The 23,923-nt window shown below is 56.4% G+C and carries 27 protein-coding genes and 2 pseudogenes; 9 read left to right on the forward strand and 20 right to left on the reverse strand.

What is annotated here, in order from left to right; genetic code table 11:
- Positions 1-79: 79 nt before the first annotated feature.
- The 7 genes and pseudogenes from AC0V6Z_RS12865 to AC0V6Z_RS12895 form a co-directional block, all read right to left on the reverse strand.
- Positions 80-661, reverse strand: coding sequence for a glutathione S-transferase family protein (locus tag AC0V6Z_RS12865; protein ID WP_472638845.1), 582 nt, complete (start codon positions 659-661; stop codon positions 80-82).
- Positions 658-900, reverse strand: a complete 243-nt coding sequence (locus tag AC0V6Z_RS12870) for a hypothetical protein (protein WP_472638846.1) — start codon at positions 898-900, stop codon at positions 658-660. Before AC0V6Z_RS12870 ends, AC0V6Z_RS12865 begins: the two co-directional genes overlap by 4 nt.
- A 74-nt stretch (positions 901-974) precedes the next feature.
- Positions 975-2,104, reverse strand: a pseudogene (dnaN, locus tag AC0V6Z_RS12875) (DNA polymerase III subunit beta).
- A gap of 196 nt (positions 2,105-2,300) precedes the next feature.
- A complete protein-coding gene (gene fabG / locus AC0V6Z_RS12880) occupies positions 2,301-3,053 on the reverse strand; it encodes a 3-oxoacyl-[acyl-carrier-protein] reductase (RefSeq protein WP_472638847.1) in 753 nt (250 codons plus the stop codon).
- Positions 3,054-3,116: 63 nt separating this feature from the next.
- Positions 3,117-3,833, reverse strand: coding sequence for a hypothetical protein (locus AC0V6Z_RS12885; protein ID WP_472638848.1), 717 nt, complete (start codon positions 3,831-3,833; stop codon positions 3,117-3,119).
- Positions 3,830-4,768, reverse strand: coding sequence for an ACP S-malonyltransferase (fabD, locus tag AC0V6Z_RS12890; RefSeq protein ID WP_472638849.1), 939 nt, complete (start codon positions 4,766-4,768; stop codon positions 3,830-3,832). The genes AC0V6Z_RS12885 and fabD overlap by 4 nt, the downstream gene beginning before the upstream one ends.
- Before the next feature lie 28 nt (positions 4,769-4,796).
- The gene (locus AC0V6Z_RS12895; RefSeq protein ID WP_472638850.1) at positions 4,797-5,627 is read right to left on the reverse strand and encodes an LD-carboxypeptidase; all 831 of its coding nucleotides are present in this window, start codon (positions 5,625-5,627) and stop codon (positions 4,797-4,799) included.
- Between the two features lie 55 nt (positions 5,628-5,682).
- Here AC0V6Z_RS12895 and AC0V6Z_RS12900 point away from each other — a divergent pair, with 55 nt between their 5' ends.
- Complete coding sequence (locus AC0V6Z_RS12900) at positions 5,683-7,125, forward strand: glutamate ligase domain-containing protein (protein ID WP_472638851.1); 1,443 nt, start codon at positions 5,683-5,685, stop codon at positions 7,123-7,125.
- Positions 7,122-7,403, forward strand: a complete 282-nt coding sequence (locus tag AC0V6Z_RS12905; RefSeq protein ID WP_472638852.1) for a hypothetical protein — start codon at positions 7,122-7,124, stop codon at positions 7,401-7,403. The genes AC0V6Z_RS12900 and AC0V6Z_RS12905 overlap by 4 nt, the downstream gene beginning before the upstream one ends.
- A gap of 9 nt (positions 7,404-7,412) precedes the next feature.
- Here AC0V6Z_RS12905 and AC0V6Z_RS12910 read toward each other — a convergent pair whose 3' ends face one another.
- From AC0V6Z_RS12910 to AC0V6Z_RS12920, 3 genes are all read right to left on the reverse strand, one after another.
- Positions 7,413-8,069, reverse strand: coding sequence for a glutathione S-transferase family protein (locus AC0V6Z_RS12910; protein WP_472638853.1), 657 nt, complete (start codon positions 8,067-8,069; stop codon positions 7,413-7,415).
- Positions 8,066-9,007, reverse strand: a complete 942-nt coding sequence (locus AC0V6Z_RS12915) for a DUF808 domain-containing protein (RefSeq protein ID WP_472638854.1) — start codon at positions 9,005-9,007, stop codon at positions 8,066-8,068. The genes AC0V6Z_RS12910 and AC0V6Z_RS12915 overlap by 4 nt, the downstream gene beginning before the upstream one ends.
- 78 nt (positions 9,008-9,085) lie before the next feature.
- A complete protein-coding gene (locus AC0V6Z_RS12920) occupies positions 9,086-9,409 on the reverse strand; it encodes a hypothetical protein (protein WP_472638855.1) in 324 nt (107 codons plus the stop codon).
- Positions 9,410-9,641: 232 nt separating this feature from the next.
- Between AC0V6Z_RS12920 and rpsF the strand changes: the two genes are divergently transcribed.
- From rpsF to AC0V6Z_RS12950, 6 genes and pseudogenes are all read left to right on the forward strand, one after another.
- A complete protein-coding gene (gene rpsF / locus AC0V6Z_RS12925) occupies positions 9,642-10,007 on the forward strand; it encodes a 30S ribosomal protein S6 (protein WP_472638856.1) in 366 nt (121 codons plus the stop codon).
- The gene (gene rpsR / locus AC0V6Z_RS12930) at positions 10,007-10,231 is read left to right on the forward strand and encodes a 30S ribosomal protein S18 (protein ID WP_299192991.1); all 225 of its coding nucleotides are present in this window, start codon (positions 10,007-10,009) and stop codon (positions 10,229-10,231) included. Before rpsF ends, rpsR begins: the two co-directional genes overlap by 1 nt.
- Before the next feature lie 13 nt (positions 10,232-10,244).
- On the forward strand, positions 10,245-10,898 hold the full coding sequence (gene rplI / locus AC0V6Z_RS12935) for a 50S ribosomal protein L9 (RefSeq protein WP_472638857.1): 654 nt from the start codon (positions 10,245-10,247) through the stop codon (positions 10,896-10,898).
- Between the two features lie 52 nt (positions 10,899-10,950).
- Positions 10,951-11,979 (forward strand): hypothetical protein, encoded by a 1,029-nt coding sequence (locus AC0V6Z_RS12940; RefSeq protein WP_472638858.1) that lies wholly within the window; start codon positions 10,951-10,953, stop codon positions 11,977-11,979.
- Between the two features lie 2 nt (positions 11,980-11,981).
- Complete coding sequence (locus tag AC0V6Z_RS12945; protein ID WP_486176491.1) at positions 11,982-12,644, forward strand: Fe2+-dependent dioxygenase; 663 nt, start codon at positions 11,982-11,984, stop codon at positions 12,642-12,644.
- A gap of 99 nt (positions 12,645-12,743) precedes the next feature.
- Positions 12,744-14,181: pseudogene (locus tag AC0V6Z_RS12950) on the forward strand (AMP nucleosidase).
- Positions 14,182-14,199: 18 nt separating this feature from the next.
- Here the strand turns inward: AC0V6Z_RS12950 and AC0V6Z_RS12955 are convergent.
- The 9 genes from AC0V6Z_RS12955 to AC0V6Z_RS12995 all read right to left on the reverse strand — a co-directional run bounded on the left by AC0V6Z_RS12955 (position 14,200) and on the right by AC0V6Z_RS12995 (position 20,524).
- Positions 14,200-14,649 (reverse strand): YbjN domain-containing protein, encoded by a 450-nt coding sequence (locus AC0V6Z_RS12955; RefSeq protein WP_472638860.1) that lies wholly within the window; start codon positions 14,647-14,649, stop codon positions 14,200-14,202.
- Between the two features lie 63 nt (positions 14,650-14,712).
- Positions 14,713-15,267 (reverse strand): type III secretion system chaperone family protein, encoded by a 555-nt coding sequence (locus tag AC0V6Z_RS12960; RefSeq protein WP_486176492.1) that lies wholly within the window; start codon positions 15,265-15,267, stop codon positions 14,713-14,715.
- Positions 15,268-15,287: 20 nt separating this feature from the next.
- A complete protein-coding gene (locus tag AC0V6Z_RS12965; protein WP_472638862.1) occupies positions 15,288-16,397 on the reverse strand; it encodes a Vgb family protein in 1,110 nt (369 codons plus the stop codon).
- 119 nt (positions 16,398-16,516) lie between these two features.
- Positions 16,517-17,026, reverse strand: a complete 510-nt coding sequence (locus tag AC0V6Z_RS12970; protein WP_472638863.1) for a hypothetical protein — start codon at positions 17,024-17,026, stop codon at positions 16,517-16,519.
- The gene (locus AC0V6Z_RS12975; RefSeq protein ID WP_472640919.1) at positions 17,023-17,769 is read right to left on the reverse strand and encodes an alpha/beta fold hydrolase; all 747 of its coding nucleotides are present in this window, start codon (positions 17,767-17,769) and stop codon (positions 17,023-17,025) included. The genes AC0V6Z_RS12970 and AC0V6Z_RS12975 overlap by 4 nt, the downstream gene beginning before the upstream one ends.
- Positions 17,770-17,786: 17 nt before the next feature.
- A complete protein-coding gene (locus tag AC0V6Z_RS12980) occupies positions 17,787-18,224 on the reverse strand; it encodes a GFA family protein (protein ID WP_472638864.1) in 438 nt (145 codons plus the stop codon).
- Positions 18,225-18,241: 17 nt separating this feature from the next.
- Positions 18,242-18,892 carry a 2-hydroxychromene-2-carboxylate isomerase gene (locus tag AC0V6Z_RS12985; protein WP_472638865.1) on the reverse strand — a complete coding sequence of 217 codons (651 nt, stop codon included), beginning with the start codon at positions 18,890-18,892 and terminating at the stop codon, positions 18,242-18,244.
- 48 nt (positions 18,893-18,940) lie between these two features.
- Positions 18,941-19,495 carry an aspartate-semialdehyde dehydrogenase gene (locus AC0V6Z_RS12990; RefSeq protein WP_472638866.1) on the reverse strand — a complete coding sequence of 185 codons (555 nt, stop codon included), beginning with the start codon at positions 19,493-19,495 and terminating at the stop codon, positions 18,941-18,943.
- Between the two features lie 3 nt (positions 19,496-19,498).
- Positions 19,499-20,524: an aspartate-semialdehyde dehydrogenase gene (locus AC0V6Z_RS12995; protein ID WP_472638867.1), complete on the reverse strand. Its 1,026-nt coding sequence runs from the start codon at positions 20,522-20,524 to the stop codon at positions 19,499-19,501.
- 97 nt (positions 20,525-20,621) lie between these two features.
- On the opposite strand from AC0V6Z_RS12995, the gene AC0V6Z_RS13000 reads away from it, so the two are divergent.
- Positions 20,622-21,551 (forward strand): alpha/beta fold hydrolase, encoded by a 930-nt coding sequence (locus AC0V6Z_RS13000; protein WP_472638868.1) that lies wholly within the window; start codon positions 20,622-20,624, stop codon positions 21,549-21,551.
- Here AC0V6Z_RS13000 and AC0V6Z_RS13005 read toward each other — a convergent pair.
- Positions 21,511-23,772, reverse strand: a complete 2,262-nt coding sequence (locus AC0V6Z_RS13005; protein ID WP_472638869.1) for a S9 family peptidase — start codon at positions 23,770-23,772, stop codon at positions 21,511-21,513. The two genes, AC0V6Z_RS13000 and AC0V6Z_RS13005, sit on opposite strands and share 41 nt — an antisense overlap.
- Positions 23,773-23,923 lie beyond the last annotated feature (151 nt).

Raw genomic sequence — 23,923 nt, forward strand, 5'->3', positions numbered from 1 at the left:
GACTGATCTCCTCTTTACGCGGCATGCTAGACGATCACGGCTCGCTTTCCCACCGCGTTGAGGCGATTGAGGGACGTTTTTAGCACATGCGCATCCACTGCTGGAGGCCATCGCATTGCTCAATGCCCACCGCACCTTGCGGGGTCATCTCCAAACCGCGCAGTATGGGGTACAGAAACACATCAGCCAGATCGAATGGCTCGCCGGTCCAGGCACCATCCTTGTCGATCTCCGCTTCTAGGAAGCCAAGCGCCCGGCTGATTTGAGGAAGCGCGCGCTCAATCTTTGCCTGATCCAGGGGATGTCCGGCGTAGCGGTGCATGATCCATGGCATTACCAGACCAATTTCAAACAGTGGAAACAGGTAGTTATTGGCGATTGCGACCCATTTATCCATCACCGCTCGTGCCGCCGGATTGGTGGGTTGAAGGGCGCCGTCGTTATGCGCATTGTCGAGATATTGCGCGATGGCGACGCTCTCAATGAGCTCCAGCTCATCAACCTCAACCACCGGGATTTTGCCGAATGGATGGCGGTTTTGCGGGCTTTGCGCAGGCGTCGGGGTGACTTCGTGCGACAGGCCAGCCTCCTCACACGTGATCTCTACGATCCGCGTGTAAGTCGAAATGACAGTTCCAAAGATGTGAACCTGCGCCGTCATTCCATTTCTGCGCACTTGACTTGAAACAGGTGCACAGCCCGCTCGTCCCATCGATGAAGAAGTTCACGTGCAGAACTGGGAATATGAGCGACCGTTGCATCCGGTCCAACGAGCTTCTTGATCGCTTCTTCGTCATTGAAGCGCAAGATCGTGGTGAATTCCGACTCCGTGCTCAAATCCCGCCGCAATATCTCATAGCCCAAGAAGCCAGAACCCCGCTTAGCTGCGATATCTGGCATGATTTCCTGCTTTAACAGGCATTCATACTTCTCAGTATACTCAAATTTGACCCAACCATGCCAAACTCGCGCGATCACACCCGCATTGGCATCAGGACATACAGAGCTTAGCGACTTATCATCCTTGCGGATCAGAGTCGGCGCCCCGGCATCGGCCAGGTGCAGCTCGACCGTATCACTGTCGATTTGGCTAAGAATGTCCTTCAAGTAATTGGCGTTAAAGCCAATCTCAAAGCCTTCAGACTTGTATTCACCAGCCAGCTCCTCCGCCGCGGTGCCATTGTCAGGTGATGTCACTGACAGGGTGACCCGGTCGGTATCGAGACCCATTTTGACTGCACGCGTTTTCTCTGTTGCGATGGTCGCAACCCGGTCAACACCGTCAAAGAAGCTCTTCGGATCAAGCTTGAGCAGCTTATCATTCCCGGTCGGGATAACCCGGCTGTAATCTGGGAAGGTGCCGTCGATAAGCTTAGAGGTCAGGACAACGCCGCCCTCTCCGCCGAGCGTGAAGCGAACTTTGCTCGCCGACAGGTCGATCTGGACATTGCCGTCCATCGCCTCTTCCAGCAGCTTGCGCAGCTCCGCAACCGCTTTACGCGGTACGATGACGTCCGGCATGCCCTCTGCACCTTCTGGACGGGCCAGAGTAAAGCGCGCAAGTCGGTGGCCATCGGTCGCAGCAGCCTTAAGCACGGGCTCATCATCATCGGTCACGTGCAGGAAAATGCCGTTGAGGTAATAGCGGGTTTCCTCGGTGGAGATAGCAAACCGGGTCCGGTCAATCATTTCTGCCAAAGTGCGAGCCGAGCAGCTCAAAACTGGTCGGCAGATCGCCTTCGACGATCACAGGGAAGTCATCGCGCGGCAGGGTTGGCAGCTTAAAACGGCTACGGCCTGCCTTCACTTCCATCCGATTTTCAGCCGTTTCCAAGCTGACCTGACTGCCCTCTGGCAGCTTGCGCGCAATATCGAACAGCAGGTGCGCGGAAACGGTGATCGCCCCTGCCCCTTCGACCGAAGCGGCAGCCATGGTTTCAACGACCTGCAAATCGAGATCGGTCGCCATCACCTTCACACTGCCGCCATCGCTGGCATCGATCAGGACGTTGGACAGGATCGGAATGGTGTTGCGGCGTTCAACAACCGACTGAACATGGGAGAGACAACGCAGGAGCGTCGCGCGTTCGATCGTAGCCTTCATTGCTTAGCCTATTACCCTTACTTTGCATGACGCGCTCTAAGGGCAGGAATCGCCCAATCGCGCCGGAATTCCTCCGAAGACCTTAGCGGGGCTGAACCCACGGGCAAGCTTGGGGTGTTACCTGCGGCGATTCCTTGGGGATAACGGCCCGTTTACCAGACAATGACCATCAGCAACGGCCGCCCGCACGAGTGAGTTACCCGAGCATCGCCATGCCGCCGTTCACGTGCAGCGTCTCGCCGGTAACATAGCCAGCCTCGCGGCTCGCCAGAAAAGCCACAGCCGCACCAATATCAGTGCCCTCGCCCATTTTTCCCGCAGGAATACGGGCATTGAGCGCGTCTTTCTGAGCGTCGGGTAATTCCGCCGTCATCGCGGTGCGGATAAAGCCCGGTGCCACGCAATTGGCGGTGATCCCGCGCGAGGCAACCTCTTGCGCGAAGCTCTTGGTCAGGCCCGTCAGGCCAGCTTTCGCTGCGGCATAGTTCATTTGCCCGGGATTGCCAGTGCTGCCGACCACGCTGGTGATGTTGATGATCCGACCAAAACGCGCCTTCATCATCGGGCGGGCGCTGGCCCGCATCAGGCGCATGGCGGCCTCGAGATTGACGGAGATCACTTGGTCCCATTCCTCGTCCTTCATCCGCATGGCTAGGTTATCGCGGGTGATCCCAGCGTTGTTGACCAGAATGTCGATCCCGCCGAGCGTATCGAGCGTGGCTGGGATCAATTCCTCAACCTGGGTGCTGTCGGACAGGTTGCAGGTAATCTCAACGTGATCGCCGCCGATTTCATCGATCATCTGTTCCCTGAATGCGCGCAGCTTGTCACCGTTAGAGCCCGACAATGCGACACGCGCGCCTTGACTGGCCAGCGCCATCGCGATCGATGAGCCAATGCCGCCGCTCGCGCCCGTGACCAACGCATTCATACCAGAAAGTGAAAACATACTATGTACTCCGAGGTTGGGCGGTAAGCCTCTTACCGATGCAGTAGTCCTGCAAATTGTCGGCTATCGATTGGGAGGAGGAGGCGGTATATCCGTCAACTCTCTCGGCGGTGCTTGAGATAAAGGAACCTCTTCGGGAGCCGCATTAGCAAAGACTTCAGCAGACAGATCACCCATGGTTTTTGTGAGCAAAAGAGCTATTGCTCCTTCTCTTGTCTCGTCGGACACATCGGGAGCCTTTTGCTCGAGAACCTGAGTTAGCGTCCCCAGAGCCAGCAATGTCAAGAACGATGGCTGCTCTTCCGCCCCAGACACGCTAAGGTCGGTCAACGCATTTGATGCGAGCTGCTTTGCTGCAGTGGCGACCCTCCTGTTTTCGTCTTCATTAAGTTGCTGCATCACTGCCGCCAGACTAGCAGAGGCTTCTGGGTCGGATTTTTCCATTTTGAACTGGGTAAACCGGACCCCAGCATACACTTGCGAAGCGAAGGTTTGCTCTTCGTTCCAACCCAATTGCCGCGCGCATTCATTGGATTTGCTCTTGATGATGTCCAAATTTCCGCTTTTCTCTTCTTCGTCGACAGCTTCGTCGACAGCTTCGTCCTCATTCTCGTCTTCGGACGGACTAGGCGAGCGTAATTGCGCCTCTTTTTGAGGGGTGTAGCCCGTCAAGACACAATCAATCTCATTTGATTGTCCGAGCACAGGCACAGGAACAACCGCTGCGCAAACCGCACTACCAAGAAAAAACCGCAAAGCGTTTTTGAACGGAACTTTCATGTTCTCTCCTTCGCAAAACCTTCGAGGTCTTCCATGGTGACGAGGCTGACGGTTTCCGCCTCGCCAGCGATCTTTCGGATCATTGGGGCGAGCACTTTGCCGCCCAGTTCAACAAATTCATTCACGCCGTCGCTGTGCATTTGCGCCACACTTTCGCGCCAGCGCACGCGTCCGGTGACTTGCTCAACCAGCAACTTCTGCTCCTCGGCCGGGTCGGTCACTTTGGAAGCGGTGACATTGGCATAGAGTGGCAGCGCCAACGCGGCAGGAGGAGTCACGGCCAAAGCCTCTGCCATGCGGTCAGCGGCAGGTTGCATCATCGAGCAGTGGAACGGCGCGGATACGGGCAGCAATACGCCGCGTTTGATCCCATGATCCTTCACCATGCTGACAGCGCGCTCTACCGCGCCCTTCTGGCCGGAGATAACCACCTGACCCGGATCATTGTCATTCGCGATCTCACACACTTTACCTTCCGCCGCAGCGGCGGCCAATGCGCTTGCTTTCTCAATATCTGCGCCGAGCAGGGCCGCCATCGCGCCCTCGCCCACGGGAACCGCCGCCTGCATCGCGCTGCCTCGGAGTTTCAATAACCGCGCCGTATCCGCCAGCGAGAATGCGCCAATCGCGCAGAGCGCCGTGTATTCGCCAAGCGAATGGCCTGCGACACAATCGCCCGCCTCGGTCAGCGATACGCCGAACTCAGTTTCGAGTACGCGCAAGGTTGCAATGGCATTGGCCATGATCGCTGGCTGGGCATGTTCCGTGAGCGTTAGCGCATCTGCCAGCCCTTCGGCCATGATCGCGGACAGGTTCAGAGACAAAGCTTCATCGACCTCTTCAAACACGGCCCGCGCCGCAGCGCTCGCCGCCGCAAGCTCTGTACCCATGCCTACCTTTTGGCTGCCCTGTCCCGGAAAAACGAATGCTCGCATTTAAGAAACTCCTCTTCAGCCCGCGCGGTTACGAAGCCTTGGATGGGCTGGCAAGACCGAACGGCACAACCCTGTTGGCAGAGGTGTGGCCGATCTCAGCGCGACCTAGATAGGGTATGCCTGCACGCGCGCACCAGAACTTGGCGATCTCCTCTGGGCTTTGGGTGAATTCACGGTAGTTTTCCGGCACATTGGTCACCGAGCCAAGCCGCAATCCTGCGACCCGTGGCAGCGAACCAGCCAAATTGAAGAACAGCCGGTCGATCGAATAGAGGTGCTCGCTCACCTCCTCTACCATCACCACATGGCCAGACAGATCGGGCATCATCGGCGTGCCCGCGATCATTGACAGGGTGATGAGGTTGAAAGCGACCACTGGGGTCTTGCCATCAACACTTGGTTCCAGCCCGCTGTTATCGCCCGCAAACCAGCGCAGCACGCGGCGTACAGCCTCGCGCCCGCCTTCGCTGCGCGCACTGACCGGCATAGAGCCATGAACGCTCTGCCCAATCCCATGGCGATAAAGCGCAGCAAGCAAATAACCTGCATCTGAAAAACCGACATAGGTCTTAGACCGAGCCGAGGCATTCATCTGCGCCACCGCAGCCTCCGCAATCCGGTTGGAGCCATAGCCCCCTTTCGCAAACCAAACCGCGTCATAGGCGGGATCATTCGCGCATTCGAGCAGCGCCTCTAGCCGCCTCAAGTCAGGGCCAGCAAAATGACCATCCAATTCAAAGCACTGATCGTGGAACGTGACATTGTGCATCGGGAACTCGGCCGCCACCAGCTCATTCAAGGCATCCGCTTGCTCGCGAGTGATCGGCGTCGCCGGGGCGCAAATCGCAATATTCGTCATACGGCCCAACTAAGCCCCTTGTTTTGACAGTCACATCTTAATAGCGGTGGTTCGCATGGGCAAAGGGATCGATCAAGCGGCGCTGACACAGCGGCCATTCTTTTTTTGCGGCATCGGCGGATCTGGCATGCTTCCGCTCGCACAAATCCTGCGCGGCATGGGCTGCGAAGTCGCTGGCTCTGACCGATCCTATGATCAGGGACGCACGCCGGAGAAGTTTGCATGGCTTGCGAGCAATGGTTTCACCTTGCACGCGCAGGATGGCAGCGGGCTGACCTCAAGCAATCAGGTCTTGGTCGCCTCCGCTGCGGTTGAAGACACTGTTCCTGATGCTGCGCGCGCTAAAGAGCTGGGATGTGAGCGACTGACCCGGGCCGAAGTGCTCGCGATGCTGTTCAACCAAGCGGGATATTCGGTCGCGATCGGCGGCACATCCGGCAAATCGACTGTTACTGGCATGATCGGCACAATTCTGGCCGCTCAGGATTATGATCCGACGATCATGAACGGTGCGGTGATGAAGAACTTCATCGCAGCGGACAATCAGTTCGCGAGCGCGCGTGTTGGCCGCCCAGAAATTTTCGTCAGCGAAGTGGATGAAAGCGATGGCTCCATCGCGCTATACCGCCCCACGATCGGCGTGCTCCTCAACGTCAGCCTCGACCATAAGAGTCTGGAAGAATTACGAGATCTGTTTGGCAATTACCTCGCATCATCAGGCTGCGGCGTCGTCAATTTCGACAATGACGAGGCGCGCATGCTTGGCCAAGCTAGCATGGCCGATGGCAAGGGGCAGATGATATCCTTTGCAGTGGACCATCCGCACGTTGATATCACCGTCGAGGCGGGTTCGATTGTCGAAGGCCCCTTCACGCTTCAAGCCAAGGTGATCGACAGCCGCGCGAACGAGGCTGCGGCGCTAACTCTGCCAATGCCTGGGTTGCACAACCTTTCCAACGCTTTGGCGGCAATTGCTGCGGCAAATGCAGCGGGGATTTCGGTGGCGGATGCTGTGGCTGCTCTCAATCAGTTTCAAGGTCTGGCGCGCCGTTTTGACGTGATCGGCACCAGCCCCAGCGGCATCACCGTGATCGATGATTTCGGCCATAATCCGGAAAAGTGCGCCGCCACATTGCGCACTTTGAAGGGCACGCCTGGCCGGGTAATCGCCTTCTTCCAGCCCCACGGATATGGCCCACTTCGCCAGATGGGCGATGAACTCGCTGAAACCTTCGCGCGCGAACTTGACGCGAATGACATCACCGTAATGTGCGACCCAGTTTACTACGGCGGAACGGTCGACCGCAGCGAAGGTACTGAGCGGATCATCAAGCTGATCGAGGATGCTGGCGGATCAGCGCGCCATATCGCAGCGCGCGAAGATTGCGGCGCGCATATTGCCGAGATCGCTCAGCCGAGTGACCGGATTGCGATCATGGGCGCCCGCGATGACACGCTTACAGGCTTTGCCAAGAGCCTGTTCAGCCAGCTTAAATGACGGTTTATTCGCTCGCTGTGCGGCACGCCCGATTGATGGGCGCAGCCATGCTGGCAGCTTTCCTGTTCGTGATTACAATTGACCGGATGTTCGGCCATACGAGCTGGGCGTTTGCCGGGGCGATCATCATGCTGGTGCTGGTCAATGCGCGCATGCGCCTGTTCAATTGCCCCAATTGTGGAAAGAACTTGTTCTTTCGCGGGATATTCGCGGTCCCCTGGCCCAATCGCACATGCACCAAGTGCGGGATGGAACTGGATAAAAAGGATGCTGAGTAAGTCGCTTGCTTAGGTGCTTTTTAGAGCCTTTCGCCCCTCTTCCTCTCGCTCAACTGCACGCTTGTAAGCAGGACGAGCGACTAAGCTCTCGCGGTAGGTCTTCAAGCTATCAGGAATGCCATCATCGAGCCCCACATTCTTGGCCAAAATCAGCGCATAGCCGACGCATATGTCCGCGACGGTAAAACGATCTGCGCATAGATATTCACGTCCTTCAAGACGCTGCCCAACCTTAACCAACCGCTTGTGAAACCACTTGGCATAGGCCTCACCCGCCTCGGCCAGGCCCTTCTCCTTTTCAAAAATGGCAAATCGCATGTAAACGGTTTGGGGAAAGGTGATCGTCGCATCGGCGTGATAGGTGAAATCGCAATATTCCGCATAGTCCGTCTGACCTGGGGCGATCGCCATATCTGTCATGCCGTTGCGGGTCGCAAGATAATGCGCAATCGCGCAGCTTTCCGTCATCCGCACGCCGCCATCGACCAGCATAGGAACTGTGCCTAACGGATTGATCTCCATATATTCGGGCGCAAGATAGCGCGGAGGGAACGGCAGTATCCGCAAGTCAATGTCAGCGCCTGCCTCCTCTGCCGCCCAAGTCGCGCGCAAACCGCGCGAGCCAGCGCAAGTGTAGAGGAGCGGAGGAACGTTACTTTGGTTCAATGCGCACCTTCATAACCGATCACTTTGTGCAGTACGAAGGCGATGACCGCGCCCAGCGCGAGGCCGAGTACCGCAGAGATGCCCGCATAGGTAAACCATCCCAGGATACCGCCCATCGCGCCCGTGCCGCCGCCAACTGCTGCCTCTGCGCCATGCGCGATGTCATAGAACAGGTGGAAGCCGACCTCATGCGTGCCGTGAATGATAATTCCGCCGCCGACCCACAACATCGCAATCGTACCGATAAAGGACAGTGCAATCAGCAGCTTGGGAACCGAGTTGACCAGCAAGTGGCCAAATTTCTGCGCAGCAGTGCTATCTTTCTTCGTTAGGTGCAGGCCAACATCATCCATCTTCACAATCAGCGCGACAGCACCATAAACCGCAACGGTAACGGCGATTGCAACGATGCCGAGCGCAATTGCCCGCTCCCACCACACATCAAGGTCGAGCTCGTTGAGCGTGATCGCCATGATCTCCGCTGACAGGATCAGGTCGGTCCGAATAGCGCCAGCGACCCGTTGATTTTCGAAGGCCTCGGGATCCGTGATCTCATCATCCACGGTCTTGCCGTGTTTTGCCCCGCCAAGCTTTTCCATAACCTTCTCAGCGCCTTCGTAGCAAAGAAACGCGCCGCCAAGCATCAATATCCAGATAATCAGCGAGGGCAGGAATTCCGACAGCAATATCGCCCCGGGCAGCAATATGATCAGCTTGTTGAACAGGCTGCCCTTGGTTATTTTCCAGATGATCGGCAGCTCACGCGCTGGCGAAAGCCCGGTAACATAGCTCGGTGTGACCGCAGCATCATCGATCACAACGCCAGCGGTTTTTGTGCCCGCTCGCCCGGCCGCCGCCGCAATATCGTCAATCGAAGCCGCCGCGGTGCGCGCTATGATCGACACGTCATCCAAAAGTGCAACCAATCCTGATGGCATGTCGTTGTCCTACCCTGCTCTATTATTGTTCATTTCAAATGACGCCGCTGCCAGGTCCAAGGCGTTGGCGCGGTTCAATTATTCGCTGATTGGGCCAAAAGTTTTCACCGGATTGGCCGCCAACGGATCATCAACAACTCGGTATTCATGCGTTGCGCCGCCTTTGTCCACCTCGGCATATGTTGCCACCAATTGCATACTCCCATCAAATTCACACAGCAGTCCAATATCGTCGAAGATACGAACGCTCTGGCCCTCCATGATCGCTGCACGGCTTGGCGGGCCATCGCAGGCGCGCTCGCTCGGCGCATCAGCAGCGATGTAATAGGAGCTTTCGGTGGTGGCCAAGACCCCGCAGGCGCTTAGCGTTAGCAAAGCGGCAACCGCAGTGAATTTCTTCATTGATCGACCCTCCCATGACGAAAATCATGCAAGCCCATCAATTATAGCCCCCACGCATCAGGTCAACCACACGGCCACCGTCTGCAAACAGCCGTATTCGCGCTTGCTTTTGGCGGCAAAGGCGGTATGTGCGCCCATCGCCTGATTTAGGGCGTATGAAGAAAGCCGGAGGGGCACTCGCGGATCCGCTGCGAATTGGCCAACGATCGGTAGCAATATGAAAGGATGCGAGATGGCTCATTACGAGCATATCTTTCTCGCGCGTCAAGACCTGAGCCAAGCTCAGGTAGACACGCTGGCGGCGACCGCCACAGAAATCGTAGAAGCGAACAGCGGCAAGGTTACCAAGACTGAAACTTGGGGCCTCAAATCGCTCGCCTATAAAATTGACCGCAACCGCAAGGCACACTTTGTGCTGCTCAACATCGATGCCCCGGGCACCGTGGTTGAAGAGCTGGAGCGTCAGACCCGTATCAACGAAGACGTCATTCGCTACATGACTATCCGTGTCGAAGAGCACGAAGAAGGTCCAAGTGTAATGATGCGTAAGAACGAGCGCGACCGTAAGCGCCGCTCTGACAGAGAGGAGCGCGACTAATGGCACGTCCTTTTTTCCGCCGCCGCAAATCTTGCCCGTTTTCGGGTAACGAAGCGCCCAAGATCGACTACAAAGACGTTCGCCTGCTGCAAGGCTTCATGTCTGAGCGTGGCAAGATCGTTCCATCGCGCATCACCGCCGTTTCTGCTAAGAAGCAGCGTGAACTCGCCAAAGCCATTAAGCGTGCACGCCACATCGGCCTGCTGCCTTACATCGTAAAGTAAGAGGAGAGACGACATGGATATCATTCTCCTCGAACGGATCGAGAAACTCGGCACCATTGGTGACGTCGTCACTGTTAAAGACGGCTATGCCCGCAACTTCCTGCTTCCGCAGAAGAAGGCCCTGCGCGCTAACGACGCCAACAAGAAGGTGTTTGAAGCCAACCGTGAGCGTCTTGAAAAAGAGAACGCAGAACGTCGCGGTGAAGCTGAAAAGGTCGGCAGCAAAGTCGACGGTGCAGAAGTTGTGCTTATCCGCGCAGCCTCCAACACCGGCCAGCTCTATGGTTCTGTCAACGTCCGCGACATGATCGCTGGCCTGACTGAGCAAGGGCACGATGTGAACAAGAAGCAGGTCATTATGGGCAGCCCGATCAAAACGATCGGCATGCACGATGTGACTGTTGCTTTGCACCCAGAAGTGCACGTCATCGTTAAAGCAAACGTTGCGCGCAGTGACGACGAAGCCGAGCTGCAAAGCCAAGGCGTCGACGTTCTGGCTCAGCTGTTTGAAGACGAGCAGAAGGAAATCGAGGAAGCGGCCGACGCCAATCGCATCGACCCTACCCTTGAGCCAGGCGAAATTCCCGCCGAACTGCTCGAAGACGGTGCTGCTCCTGCAGAAGAAGCGGCAGAAGAAGAAACCACCGAGGACGCCGCAGAAGGCTAAACTCGGGATGGCGTTTTGCCATCGATAACAAGATAAGAAAGGCCGGTGTCCTATGGGGTTTGCTCAGGATGCCGGCCTTTTTGTTCATCAGCTCGATTTTGTGAAGGACCACGCCCTACTCGTGGTGATGAAAGAAGCGGATTATCGCTCGATCAGCTTCCTCGATAGTCGAATGCTGCAAGCTGTGCCGGGGCAGCCCCAACGTGAAATGCAGTGGGCAGAATGCACCACCCTAGCCGCGCAGGGCGAAATACGCGACGACGCGCAATTCATCTTCCATATTGGCCACGTGGGTTCGACGCTTATCTCCCGGCTTTTGGGAGAAGCAAGCGACACGTTAGCTCTGCGCGAGCCTCTGATACTCCGGCAATTCGCCGAGCTAAAGCCATTGCGCGGCCTGCCTCACTTGCCCATCTCACCTGAGCGGTTTGACGAGCGGCTAAACCTATCCTTGCAATGGCTTTCACGCACGTTCCGCGAGGACCAACGCAGCCTCATTAAAGCAACCAGCTTCGTAAGTGAAATCGCGCCTGAAGTGCTTGGTGACACGCGCAAAGCAGTGTTTCTAACCTTATCACCAGAACGCTATCTCCAAACCATCCTTGCTGGTGAAAACTCGCGCAAGGAATTGGGCGTGCTTTCCAGCGCTAGGCTAGAGCGTCTCCACCGGCAGATTGGCGCTGCCCCGTTCAAGCTTTGGGAGCTTGACGAAGCAACCAGAGCCGCCATGGCATGGGCCTGCGAAATGACCGCACTGGAAGCAGCTTCCAGCGAAAATGTCCTATGGGTCGATTTTGACGCATTTATAGCTGCTCCTGCCAGGGAGCTGCATGCCATCGCCAACTTCCTCGACATAACTTTGTCACCCAATGAAGCCGCTGCCCTTGTCGCTGGGCCGCTCATGCAGCAATACTCAAAAGCTCCAGAACATGGCTATTCGCCACAATTGCGTGAGAACGTCTTAGCTGGTGCTGCGCGCACGCGTGCTGGTGATATTAGCAGCGCGCTGGCATGGCTGGATCAAAGTGCGAAAGAGCATCCCGAGATCGCTCAAGTTGTAGCTCGCACTGCGAAAGGATAATGATGTTTAGACTTATCGAAAACGTGCTGACCTCGCAGCAGGTCACTGAACTGAAGCGCATTGCCGATCAGGCTACGTTTGTAGACGGAAAGATTAGCAACCCTCACAATAAATCTAAGAAGAATTTGCACATGCACGATGATGAATTGCAGAAACCTGCAGTTAACATCATTGCGAATGCGCTATTTGCCAACGAAGATTTTGTAAATTTTGCGGTGCCTGCGCAATTCGCTCCGCCACTCATCACCCTTTATAAGCCAGGGATGAAATACGGCCTTCATCCAGATTCTGCGTTGATGACGATTGGCAATGTAACCATTAGATCTGATCTTTCGTGCACACTGTTTTTAAACGACCCCGAAAGCTATGAAGGGGGTGCCTTGCGGATACAATTGGGGACCGAAAGCGTGCGCGTCAAAGGCCCGGTCGGTTCCGCGATAGTCTATCCTTCCCACACCCTCCACGAGGTTGAGGAGGTTACCAAAGGCGAAAGGTTAGTAGGATTGACCTTTATCCAAAGCCAAATCGCCGATACATTCAATCGCGAACTGCTTTATGAACTGAATGAGGTCGCGGCGCTGGAAGGCAACTCAATGAGCCACGAGAACTACACTAGACTTCAGGCGATTCAATTCAATTTGAAACGGATGTGGACCCGAGGCTGAGGCTGATTCGCCAAGCAGAGAAGCACAATAGGCGTTCTCGGCTGCATAAATTCGATTTACACCTTTGTTTTGTGGGCTCTTGCGCGCTAAGCGGCTCACATGAAATCAATCGAAAACACCATCGCGCAGCTACAAAGCATTTATGACGAAGCGGTTTCCACCCTTCGCGAGGATGTTATGGCTTACGGAACAAAGGGCACCATCCCGCCTGCGAGCCGCCGCGAAGATGGAAGTTATGCCTATCCAGAGTTGACCGTGCATTACTCCGGCATTGGCGAGCCGCTCGACCGCAGCCGCGCCTTTGGCCGGTTGGAGCAATCCGGCACCTATCAGACGACCATCACCCGGCCTGACCTGTTCGCAGGCTATCTGGCGGAACAACTGAGCCTGATAGCAGGCGAATATGAGATCGAGGTTGAAGTCCGCCGCTCTCGCCAGGAAATCCCCTTCCCCTATGTTCTGGATGGTGACGCGGGTGCAGCGATGGTCGGGATCGCACCTCAGGATATCGCCAAGCATTTCCCATCCACCGACCTTGCTCTGATCGGTGACGAACTCGCCGATGGGATTGAGTTTGATGAAGCGGAAACCATGCCGCTATCGCTGTTTGATGGGCTGCGCACGGATTATTCGCTTGCTCGCCTCGCACACTATACCGGCACAAAGGTGGAGGATTTTCAGGATTTTATCCTGTTCACCAATTACCACCGCTATGTCGATGAGTTTGTGAATTGGGGCGCTCAGCAAATCTGCGAGGGCGGCTATACCGGCCTAACTGGCGCTGGCGGTCTGAACATTCACGAATGCACCGACAACGCGCAGGAACAGCTCAATGATACTGCATGGCGGCGGCACCAAATGCCAGCCTATCACCTTATGCGTGAAGATGGGCGCGGCATCACGTTGGTCAACATCGGCGTCGGCCCATCCAATGCAAAAACAATCTGCGATCACCTCGCCGTGCTGCGCCCGCACGCCTGGATGATGATCGGACACTGCGGCGGCGTACGTTCGAGCCAGAAGATCGGCGATTTCGTACTCGCTCACGCCTATTTGCGCGATGATCATGTGCTCGACGGCGTGCTTCCGCCAGAAATTCCAATTCCTCCGATTGCTGAGGTGCAGCAGGCTCTTGCAGGCGCAACCGAAGAAGTGGCTTAGCACTCAGGGCGCGAACCTTAAACAGCGCATGCGCACGGGCACGGTCGTCACCACGGATGACCGCAATTGGGAGCTGCTGTACTCGACCTCAGCCAAGCGCTTCTCTCAGAGCCGCGCGATCGCGGTCGAAATGGAAAGCGCAACGATTGCCGCGCAGGGTTACCGCTTCCGCGTGCCCTATGGCACCTTGCTGTGTGTGTCAGACAAGCCGCTTCACGGCGAAATCAAACTGCCCGGCCAAGCGAACCAGTTCTACGAAGAAGCCATCGCCGCTCACCTGCAAATCGGCCTAGAGGCATGCAAGCGCCTGCGCGATGAAGGCGACCGCCTTCACAGCCGCAAGCTGCGCGCCTTTAACGAGCCGCCGTTTAGGTGAGCCGTATCCTCTAGATTCCTACTCGTCGGCAAAGACGATGTCGGCCGTGGATTCGACGGTACTGCTGTATTTTAGAACCGACTGCAAGAAGACGCGCGATGGTATACCGTCACCTGTAAAGACATCCCATGAAATATAAGGATCGCCCTCGTCATCCAACGATACAGCGGCAAAGCGTAATTTCTCGCTGATCTGGATGGCTTCGCCCTTAGTCCAAGGCTCTTTCCTGTCAAAACCAGTGGTAAATTGCACCGAGTCACAATCCGAATTAGTTTGTTCGTCACAGCCATAGAAGACCAAACGTGTTGTCATGTTTGCCAGTTCGGTTCTAATCATCGGGTCACCTTGCCTATCGGTCGTCAGCTCGGCTTCATAACCCGCATCCATCAATACTTTCGCTAAACCCTCAGGGTCTTGCGCACTCACCATTGGCTCGGCAGTTTGAGCGCTCAAAGAAGTCGTCGCCATTAGCATTATGGTGCCCAAAAGGCATTTCGTCATATTTATATCCCCCCATCTCATCACTAAAAATCACCGTGACTGCGCAGCAAACTCAGTTAAGCTCGCTCGCATCTTTTGAATTTCCTGACCAAAGACCAGCAATTGCGCCTGCGCATTGGCATAGCTGATGCCATAGGCAGAATTGACATAGCCCTGCAGGACGATCGCCTGATCGCCTGCACGAACGGCTTTGCTGCTCGCATTGAGATCGTTGTATTGATTGATGAATTCATTGATTTCCGCACGTGGGCGAGCGTCTTCACGCACGAATGTAGCCACCATCAGCAGGCCAACACACCCCTGCTGCGGCATACATCCCCGCGGGGTCAGAGCAAAGCTGATCCCGGTTCCCGACTGCGCGCGGTAAACCGTTCCGCCATTCGCATCAGTTTCGACCTGCCAAGTTGTTTGCACATCGAGCAGCAGACGCGAGATTGTGGCCGCGTCAAACTGAGTCACCACCTGCGGGTTTTGCGGGGCCACCTGCGTTTGCGGTTGCCCCTGGGCCTGAGCCTGTCCGGCACTAGGCTGGATCGCCAACACTGCACCAACGGCCCCGATAACCGATAAAAAACGCACAATCATTACCCCCAAATCTCAACCGATCACGGTGAGAAAGACTCCGTCATCCCAAGAATGGCCATTCCATCCCCGCCGTCACCGGTGGGCAAACGGCGCAATACCTTACCGCTTTCATAGTCAACTTCTGCGACAGTGTCGCTAGCCGTTTCAGCAACATAGACCCGCTGGCCATCATCGGACCACAGGATCGTGACCTGGAAACGTTGCTGTGCTTCCTGAGGACCTGAAACCGCAATGCTACGAACTACCTTGGCAGTTTTCAGGTCGATAACAGTCAGCCCGCCATCCATCAGATCAGATGTGACCGCGACATCGCCCTGCGGACGGATTGACAGGCGCAAGGGAAAGGCTCCTGTATCAACCGTGTTGCGCACTTCCATCGTGACTGGATCGAGTTCAAACGCCTGATTGGAGCCGCGTGCCGAGACCCACAAAGATTTGCCGTCAGGAGCGAGTGAAATGCCCTCCGGTTCCTCGCCCACTGTGACTGACAAAGGCGGAGCTTCGCCAACCAAGTCGATGCGAGTGACTGTCTTTGAACCAAGATCTGTGGTCCAAGCCGCGCTTTCATCAGGCGCGACGACGAGCATGTGGCTGCCCTGCTTGCCGGTGGGATACTCCGTGAGCGCAGGACTACCCTCGCCGTTATCGGTAATCCGGAAGATCGACTGCCGCCCTTCTGCAGTTGCATAGATCACACCGCTATCCGTCCACACGATGCCATGCGGACGGGCATTTTCGCCCAGCTCCACGCTTGTGACCCGGCTTAAATCCTCGACATCAAAGACATCGATCGTGGTACCGCCATAGCAAGCGAGCGCGACCAGATTGCCGTTTGGCGACATCGCTAACTCATGAGGATTGGTGCAGCTGTCTTTGCGCAGCACCTCTTCCCCGGTCGTCAGGTCAATCTTCGACAGCGTATTGCCACGCTTGTTGGCCACAAACAACAATTCACTGGCCGTACCAGACTTTGCCTCGCCAAGCGGTTCGTAAACGGTCCATTCGGATTGTTTATTGTCGCTTCCCACGGGCGCGCAGGCGGATATTGCCAATGCAACCGCGCCAATCAGTCCAGCTCGTTTGCCAGTCACCATCCCGCCTGCTGCCCTTCGTTTTATTCGCTCAGCCATTCCACCATTCCCATACCGCTCATTTGGGCCTCATCCGGCGATTAGCTCTCGGCCAGCGCCGGCGACGATCCCATCATGAAATTAGTTTGAATGGCGAGTCACTTGGTTTCAAGTGTCAATCATCGAAAACGTTCGACCGCTAAAGCAGCCAAAACTGCCAGAAAACCGCCAACCCACGCCGCCATCTTTATCGGCCTCAAGGTCGATGCGAATGAGGCAAGCTGATCGTCGCCCGCAAAATTCCGCAACTGGATAAATTGCGAAATGGTCTCACCGTAATCAGTCGCCAAAAATACAAGTCCCGATGCAAGTGCCACCCGGCCAAGGCCCGACAAAACCCGCGATCGGTGGGTTCGGTAATATAGACCTGCGAGGACGCAGCCTATCCCATAAATGCCAATGAATATCAGATCCGATATCATCGCGGTCGCAGCCGAACTGAGCAATCCATCATTGCTCCAGGCGCGCTGAATGGCGTCCACCGTCGCCGCATCTGGCGCCCGTTGATGATCTAGAATGCCGCCCGGCACGCCGTCGATGACCAAGGGCGCATGAAGCGTCAATGTGATTGCGAAGGCAATCAGGCCACCGACCCACCAAAGCAATGCGGCCCGCTTTGAGACCGTCATAGCGCGCTCAAGAACTGTGTAATCGCCTCGCCCAATTCCGGCTTTGTCGCGCTGTCGAGGTGCGCGCCAGGCACGGCGCGATAGGTCGCATTGGGGAGCAATTCGGCCAGTTCCGCCGCGGAACCATTGTCTTGATCATCAACACCGCAGGCAACAAGCGTCGGCATGCTGACATTGGAAAGCTTAGCAAGGTCGAGATCGCCCATCGCATCCAGCAACAAACGCGCTGCGACCCGGTCAACCCCTTGTGACTTCAGGAATTGACGTGAGAAATAGGCGGGATCTCCGCGCTCAATGGTGTCAAACTCATCAATGACACGTTTGAAAAAAACCGCTCGTTTTTGCCATTCGGACAGACCAGATACCCCCATCCCGCACACCACCAATTTGCGCGGAGCAAGCACCTGCATAGCGGCCGCATGTAAGGCCGTGCGCGAACCGAGCGAAAAGCCGACGAGGTCATACCCACCGTCTTCAAATCCTAAATGCTCCACAAGTGAGACCGCATCGCGCACCAAAACATCGCTCGGGTAATTGATGGGATCAGTCGGCGCCTCGCTCTCACCATGCACGCGAAAATCGAGCATGATCGCCTCAAACCCGGCCTCGGCAAGACGCGCAGCGTGACCCCACTTGATCCAGTTCATGTCAGCACTGGAGAACAAGCCATGGAGCAGAATAACCGGCGCGCCCTCGCCCATCCGATGCACCGCGAGACGGGTGCCGTCGAAGGAGGTAAACATCGCTGTTGTTTGATCGCTCACGAAAGCAGTTCCATCCATTCTGACTGGGTCTGCGGCTGCGTTTCCCATTGCGGCACGCCTTCGGGCAGGACAAACCAAGACTGCTTACTGCGGGTCCAAATATGCGCAACCGGTTCAAGCTCCCAAGCATTGTCCAGCGAGCCGCCTTTGATCGTGACCATGCCGGGGCGGTTTTCTCCTGCATGATAGATGCGGCTGCCGCACCGCGCGCAGAAGTGGCAATTGGTATGTGATCCACTATCGGTCGGCCGACGCCAGCTGGCGGTATCGCCTTCGATTTCAAGACTGGCAACAAAGACGGGTACCGAGAGACCGAATGCACTCGCCGACTGCATCTGACACTCGCGACAATGGCAGGCGTAGGCAGTCAGGCGCTCCGCTTTGATCGTGTAGCGCACTGCGCCGCATTGGCAGCCGCCGGTATGTTCGGTCATATTAGACGCCTTGCCATTCACCGCTTCATCAACCCCTTTTGCTCCATCCGCCATTTCGCCATATCGATGCGGTCCTGGCCAAAGAAGGGCTCGCCATCGAACACCAGGGTCGGTACGCCCCAATGGCCCGCCGCCTCCAGCGCGCTCTGATTGTCAGCGATTTCGGCATCCAGCGCAGCTGCATCACTCAGCACTTCCGCATCAAGTTCAGCGAGGTCCAAGCCCGCCCGAGAGGATGCGTCCGCTAGGTGATCGCCTTCGTCCCATCCATCGACTTCGCCGGAGAAGATAATCCGAGATACTTCATCTGCAAACGCCAGGCCCTTGCCCCGGCGCGACGCAGCCTGGCCCAATCGGCAGATGCGGCGGATAAGCGGCTGCTCAGCCGCGATTTCGCGCGTCATCAGGTTTTGGTTCACAGGGTCAGGACGCGGCCAGCGATAGGGAATGCCCAAATGTTGCGCGACCCGCATCGAGTCCATCAGAATATAGCGCGGCGCCGCCGGATTTCCGGTGAACAGCAGTTCAGGGGCACGGATCGCAATCGGCCAAACAGTGCGAAGCGCAATCTCGAGATCAAATTCCTCTGCCAGTGCGCGGTAGCGGCCAATGGCGAGATAGGAATATGGGGAACGGAAGCTGAAATAGAGGTCTGCGTTTAAAGTCATCCGCGCAGACTAGCGTGAGGCCCCGCAAAAATCTCTACCCAAAATGCGTCACCGAAAGAAACACTGCGTCCCGGCGTAAAGCATGGTCAGGCGGTCTTCCTCTAGAAAGCCGCCAATCTTGCCGCCCAGCGCAAATTCTTCACCCAAGGTGCTGTCCGTGATCCGGGCAAATCCCGTGGTGCTTTCTACCTCGCTGCGCGGCGCTCCGGGTTTGAGGCCGCTTTGCAAAGCGATATTCGCACCCCCTTCTTGTTCGCCCAGAACCCAACCGACCATAAAACCGTCCTGAAAATTGACCGTCAACGCGCCGGGAAAGCTGGTGAACTCCATACGGCCCGCACCGCATTCCTCGCCTATGCTGCGGCCCTCTGGCTCACCCAGGCTTGCTGTAAGAGCGCCTTCGACCTCGCTGCGCCCAGCGGAAAAGAAAAACGCCTCTGACCCGGCAGCCAATCCTTCTGCGCGCAGCTCAACTGCATCATCAGCGATTACTGGCACTGCAGGTTCGCCGCGCTCATTCATGCGTTCGCTCGGACTTGGCACGGTGCCGCTGTCGCAAGCGGCGAGCGCGAATGCCGACAATATGATCACCAAGCTACGCATGCTTTATCCCTTTTTCAAATGCCTCCGCCCGAGCAATTCAGCGATCTGTACCGCGTTCAATGCCGCACCTTTGCGCAAGTTGTCTGACACACACCACAAAGTGATTCCGTTCTCGACGGTCGGGTCTTCGCGAACGCGGCTGATGTAAGTCGCGCCATCGCCCGCGCTTTCGGTTGGTGTGACATATCCGCCGTCTTCACGCTTATCGATCAGCATGATGCCCGGTGCCTCGCGCAGAATTTCCTGCGTTTGCTCCGCCGACAGCTCATTTTCAAACTCGATATTGATCGCCTCGGAATGGCCGACAAATACCGGCACGCGCACGCAAGTCGCGTTGAGCTTGATTTTTGGATCGAGGATCTTCTTCGTCTCGACCATCATCTTCCATTCTTCCTTGGTCGATCCATCGTCCAGGAACACATCGATATGCGGGATCACGTTGAACGCAATCTGCTTGGTAAAGGTCGCAGGCTCTACCGGATCGCCGACAAAGATCGCGCGGCTCTGGTTGAACAGCTCGTCCATGCCCGATTTGCCCGCACCTGACACCGATTGATAGGTCGAGACGACGACGCGCTTGATCTTGGCCGCATCATGTAAAGGCTTCAGCGCGACAACCAGTTGAGCCGTCGAGCAGTTGGGATTCGCGATGATATTGCGCTTCGTATAGTCATCAATCGCGTCCGGATTGACCTCTGGCACGATCAGCGGGACGTCCGGCTCCATCCGGTAAAGCGAGGAGTTGTCGATCACGATACAGCCTGCTGCCGCCGCCTTCGGCGCATATTCCTTTGCTGGGCCGGACCCAGCGGAAAACAGCGCAATATCCCATTCAGCCCAGTCAAAATGCTCGATATTTTGGCATTTGAGCATTTTGCCTGTGTCACCGAATTCCACTTCGCTGCCCTGCGAACGCGAGCTGGCCACAGCAGCGATTTCCTCAATCGGAAACTCGCGCTCTGCCAGCACTTGCATCATCTCGCGTCCGACATTGCCGGTCGCGCCGACCACTGCCACCCGGTAACCCAAATCACTTACTCCAATGGAAATTCAACTTCACGTTGTGCGCTGCCGCGCCTAGCGTGCCTTGGCAAGTGTTTCTTGGGTACGTCAGGAGGGGAAACGTATGCAAAGCGGTATTGCGCATTGGCGCGAGAAAGCGAGCTATTTCGGCTTTCAAGGGCACCAGATTGCCTATTGGACCGGCGGCAATAGCGATGCGAGGCCGTTATTGCTGGTCCATGGTTATCCCACATGCTCGTCTGATTGGGCCCGGACGTGGGATGATCTGGGTGAAAAGCACCATTTGATCGCATGCGATATGCTAGGATTTGGCCTGTCGGATAAGCCCCGCGGCGGCTTTGGCGGCAATGGCTATACGATCCATGGCCAGGTCGATGTGCAAGAGGCCCTGCTTGCCCATCTCGGCATTAGAGAATTTGACGCACTCGTGCACGACTACGGGGTGTCAGTTGGCCAGGAGCTGCTCTCTCGCCAGCAAGATGGCACCGGCGCACAGCAGCTCGGAATGATGGTGTTCCTGAATGGCGGGATATTCCCTGATCAACACCGCGCAAGACCAATCCAGAAACTAGGCGTTTCACCGTTCGGATTTCTGGTCGGCCTATTGATGAACCGCAAACGCTTTGGCCAGAGCTTCTCCGAAGTGTTTGGGTCAAACACTCAGCCCAGCGAGTCAGAATTGGACGAGTTTTGGGAATTTATCGCGCACAATGGCGGCAACCGGCTGACCCACAAGCTGCTGCACTACATCGCGGATCGACGCACGCATAAAGAGCGGTGGAAGGCGGCGCTGGTCGAGGCACAGGACAAGATCGGCCTGATCAATGGTGCGCTCGATCCGGTCTCTGGCAAGCATGCCTATGACAAATGGCGCGAGGTTGTGCCCGAGGCGCGTGCGCATCTCATCCCCAACGTGGGACACTATCCTCAGGTCGAAGCGCCGAGCGAAGTGGCCGCCACAGCGCTGGAATGGCTCGCCCAGTCGCGCGTACCTATTCCGGTGGGGTCACGCCGTTCCGTTCGAGGAAAGTGAAGATCGTGTTCCACAAATGCGGAGAAATATTCTCGCCAGAAACTCGGTGTGTGTAGCCGGGATAGAGCATCATTTCGAACGGCACGTTGTTTTCCTGCAGAACCGAAATCAGCTCGGATGAATTTTCGAACACCACATTGTCATCCGCCATTCCGTGGATCAGCAGCAAGGGATCGCTGATCTTGGTCGCATTGGGAATAGCGCTGGCCTCTTCATAGGCCTCTGGCACTTCGCGTGGATCACCCATGAAACGCTCGGTGTAATGGGTGTCGTACAGTTCCCACTTGGTAACCGGAGCGCCGCTGATACCTGCCGCATAAAGCCCCGGATCGGCTTGCATCTGCTTCAGCGTCATATAGCCGCCATAGGACCAGCCATAGAGCGCAATCTTGTCTCCATCGACAAAATCGAGGGTCTTGAGGAACTCCGCACCTACCTTCTGGTCGCGCACCTCAACCCCACCCATCGCTCGGTAGAGCGGTTGTTCGAAGTCGACACCGCGATTGGCCGTACCGCGATTGTCGAGCGCGAAATAGATGTAGCCCTTGTCCACGATCGCCTGAGCCAGCGCCCCGCCCCAAGTCCGGTCGACAATTTGAGGGCCTGGTCCAGAATAGTGATAATAGAACACCGGATATTTCTTCCCCGGCTTCATCCTCGGACGGATGATCATGTAGTGCAGCGGTGTGCCATCTTCCGCGTTAATAGTGCCGTATTCCGGCGTTTGATGATGCAATACATAGGGCGCATAGGCGTGGTTATCGTCTAGTTTATTCTGCTCCACCCATGTCAGCCTCTTACCTTCCCCATTGGCTAGATAGCTCTGTGGGGGTTGGTTCGGCGCTGATCGTGTGACCATCAGAAGCTGGGCGGATTTATCCATTATCGCGGCGTTCGTATAGGCTGGATCAGTCAGGAGGGTAGGGTCTCCGCTGCCGTCCAGATTGGCCCGATAAATCTGCTGTGTGAGGACGTCTTTGGTACCTTGGAAATAGAAAACACCGTTGCCCTCATCCACACCAATGAGCTCGGTTGCAGGAGATGTGCCTGACGTAAGCGGTTGAGCCAGGGTCATGTATCTACGCTCACCGCTAGCTAGAATCTCTTTTTTCAATCCTATGAGATAGAACTGACCATATCCGCTACGCTCGCTCCACCACAGCAGGCTACCATCCTTCAGGAAACGATAACTGTCGGAGAGGTTGATCCAGTAATCCTCGCGTGCGGCCTTCTCCGTGAAGACCAGTTCACTCTTGCCTGTCGCTGGATCAACGCTCAGCATATCCAGCTCAGTCTGCTCGCGGTTTTGGCGCTGGACATAGAGCGCACCATCTGGCCCCCAATCGACACGCGCAACGTAGATATCGGTCTCATCACCCAGATCGACCTTCACACGGTTTCCGCCATCCGGGTCCATCACAAACAGCTCAACAATCGCATTATCACTGCCCGCAACGGGATAGCGTTGATCAAACACCTTGGTCCCGGTCGCGCCAATCGCTGCGCGAGTCACAATGCCCACTGGGCTTTCATCCGTACGCTGCACGACCAGACGGCTATCATCGGGCCTCCACCAATATCCGGTCAGGCGACTCATTTCTTCTTGAGCCACAAACTCCGCCTCACCCCAGCGAATTGTATCGCCTTCCTTCGGCGTAATCGGCACGGCTTCCTCGCCGACCTTGCCAACCCACAGCTGGCGCTCGCGCACGAATGAGACAGAGCTGCCCTTGGGGCTCAGCTTGGGGTTAAGCTCGCTCTCTTCAGTGTCCGTTAGACGGGTCACCTCGCCGCTCAGCTTCGCTAAGTACAAATCACCATCGAGCGGCACGAGCACGCCCGAACCATCACTGACCCATTGATAGCTGATAATGCCTTTAAGGTTGCCAACCCGCGCACGCTCTCGCTGCATTTTTTCGTCTTCGGACAGCTCACGGCCCGAACCCAGCGCCTTGCTATCGACCAACATAGTCCATTCGTTGGTTTCCCGGTCATAGCCCCACAGGTCATAACGTTCCCGATCATCATCGCGATTGCGCAGAACGGTGAGATAGCGCCCATCGGGCGACAGTTTTGCCTGACGCGGGGCTGGCCCATTCAGCGATGGTGAGGCAAAGACGCGCTCAAACGTCAGCTCTGATGCGCTGGTCACTGTGTGATCATCCGCGATGGCTGGAGCGGCAAGAAGCGTCGCAGCGGCGGCCAGTATTGAAATGCGCATGTCAAGGATTGCCCCATCTTCTCGTCATTGCGAGCAGCCACAAGGCTGCACGGCAATCCAGGGTCAGACGCTGGATTGCTTCGTCGTTATCGCTCCTCGCAATGACGAGAGAGAAAATCAACATCCCCAACGAAAAAGGGCGCCCTGGTTT

The sequence above is a fragment of the Erythrobacter sp. SN6-5 genome, from assembly GCF_057364945.1.

Coding starts and splice junctions, on each gene's coding strand:
- AC0V6Z_RS12865 (WP_472638845.1), bottom strand. CDS start 661: ATGACGGCGCAGGTTCACATCTTTGGAACTGTCATTTCGACTTACACG.
- AC0V6Z_RS12870 (WP_472638846.1), bottom strand. CDS start 900: ATGCCAGATATCGCAGCTAAGCGGGGTTCTGGCTTCTTGGGCTATGAG.
- fabG (WP_472638847.1), bottom strand. CDS start 3,053: ATGTTTTCACTTTCTGGTATGAATGCGTTGGTCACGGGCGCGAGCGGC.
- AC0V6Z_RS12885 (WP_472638848.1), bottom strand. CDS start 3,833: ATGAAAGTTCCGTTCAAAAACGCTTTGCGGTTTTTTCTTGGTAGTGCG.
- fabD (WP_472638849.1), bottom strand. CDS start 4,768: ATGCGAGCATTCGTTTTTCCGGGACAGGGCAGCCAAAAGGTAGGCATG.
- AC0V6Z_RS12895 (WP_472638850.1), bottom strand. CDS start 5,627: ATGACGAATATTGCGATTTGCGCCCCGGCGACGCCGATCACTCGCGAG.
- AC0V6Z_RS12900 (WP_472638851.1), top strand. CDS start 5,683: ATGGGCAAAGGGATCGATCAAGCGGCGCTGACACAGCGGCCATTCTTT.
- AC0V6Z_RS12905 (WP_472638852.1), top strand. CDS start 7,122: ATGACGGTTTATTCGCTCGCTGTGCGGCACGCCCGATTGATGGGCGCA.
- AC0V6Z_RS12915 (WP_472638854.1), bottom strand. CDS start 9,007: ATGCCATCAGGATTGGTTGCACTTTTGGATGACGTGTCGATCATAGCG.
- AC0V6Z_RS12920 (WP_472638855.1), bottom strand. CDS start 9,409: ATGAAGAAATTCACTGCGGTTGCCGCTTTGCTAACGCTAAGCGCCTGC.
- rpsF (WP_472638856.1), top strand. CDS start 9,642: ATGGCTCATTACGAGCATATCTTTCTCGCGCGTCAAGACCTGAGCCAA.
- rpsR (WP_299192991.1), top strand. CDS start 10,007: ATGGCACGTCCTTTTTTCCGCCGCCGCAAATCTTGCCCGTTTTCGGGT.
- rplI (WP_472638857.1), top strand. CDS start 10,245: ATGGATATCATTCTCCTCGAACGGATCGAGAAACTCGGCACCATTGGT.
- AC0V6Z_RS12940 (WP_472638858.1), top strand. CDS start 10,951: ATGGGGTTTGCTCAGGATGCCGGCCTTTTTGTTCATCAGCTCGATTTT.
- AC0V6Z_RS12945 (WP_486176491.1), top strand. CDS start 11,982: ATGTTTAGACTTATCGAAAACGTGCTGACCTCGCAGCAGGTCACTGAA.
- AC0V6Z_RS12955 (WP_472638860.1), bottom strand. CDS start 14,649: ATGGCGACGACTTCTTTGAGCGCTCAAACTGCCGAGCCAATGGTGAGT.
- AC0V6Z_RS12960 (WP_486176492.1), bottom strand. CDS start 15,267: ATGATTGTGCGTTTTTTATCGGTTATCGGGGCCGTTGGTGCAGTGTTG.
- AC0V6Z_RS12965 (WP_472638862.1), bottom strand. CDS start 16,397: ATGGCTGAGCGAATAAAACGAAGGGCAGCAGGCGGGATGGTGACTGGC.
- AC0V6Z_RS12970 (WP_472638863.1), bottom strand. CDS start 17,026: ATGACGGTCTCAAAGCGGGCCGCATTGCTTTGGTGGGTCGGTGGCCTG.
- AC0V6Z_RS12975 (WP_472640919.1), bottom strand. CDS start 17,769: ATGTTTACCTCCTTCGACGGCACCCGTCTCGCGGTGCATCGGATGGGC.
- AC0V6Z_RS12980 (WP_472638864.1), bottom strand. CDS start 18,224: ATGACCGAACATACCGGCGGCTGCCAATGCGGCGCAGTGCGCTACACG.
- AC0V6Z_RS12985 (WP_472638865.1), bottom strand. CDS start 18,892: ATGACTTTAAACGCAGACCTCTATTTCAGCTTCCGTTCCCCATATTCC.
- AC0V6Z_RS12990 (WP_472638866.1), bottom strand. CDS start 19,495: ATGCGTAGCTTGGTGATCATATTGTCGGCATTCGCGCTCGCCGCTTGC.
- AC0V6Z_RS13000 (WP_472638868.1), top strand. CDS start 20,622: ATGCAAAGCGGTATTGCGCATTGGCGCGAGAAAGCGAGCTATTTCGGC.
- AC0V6Z_RS13005 (WP_472638869.1), bottom strand. CDS start 23,772: ATGCGCATTTCAATACTGGCCGCCGCTGCGACGCTTCTTGCCGCTCCA.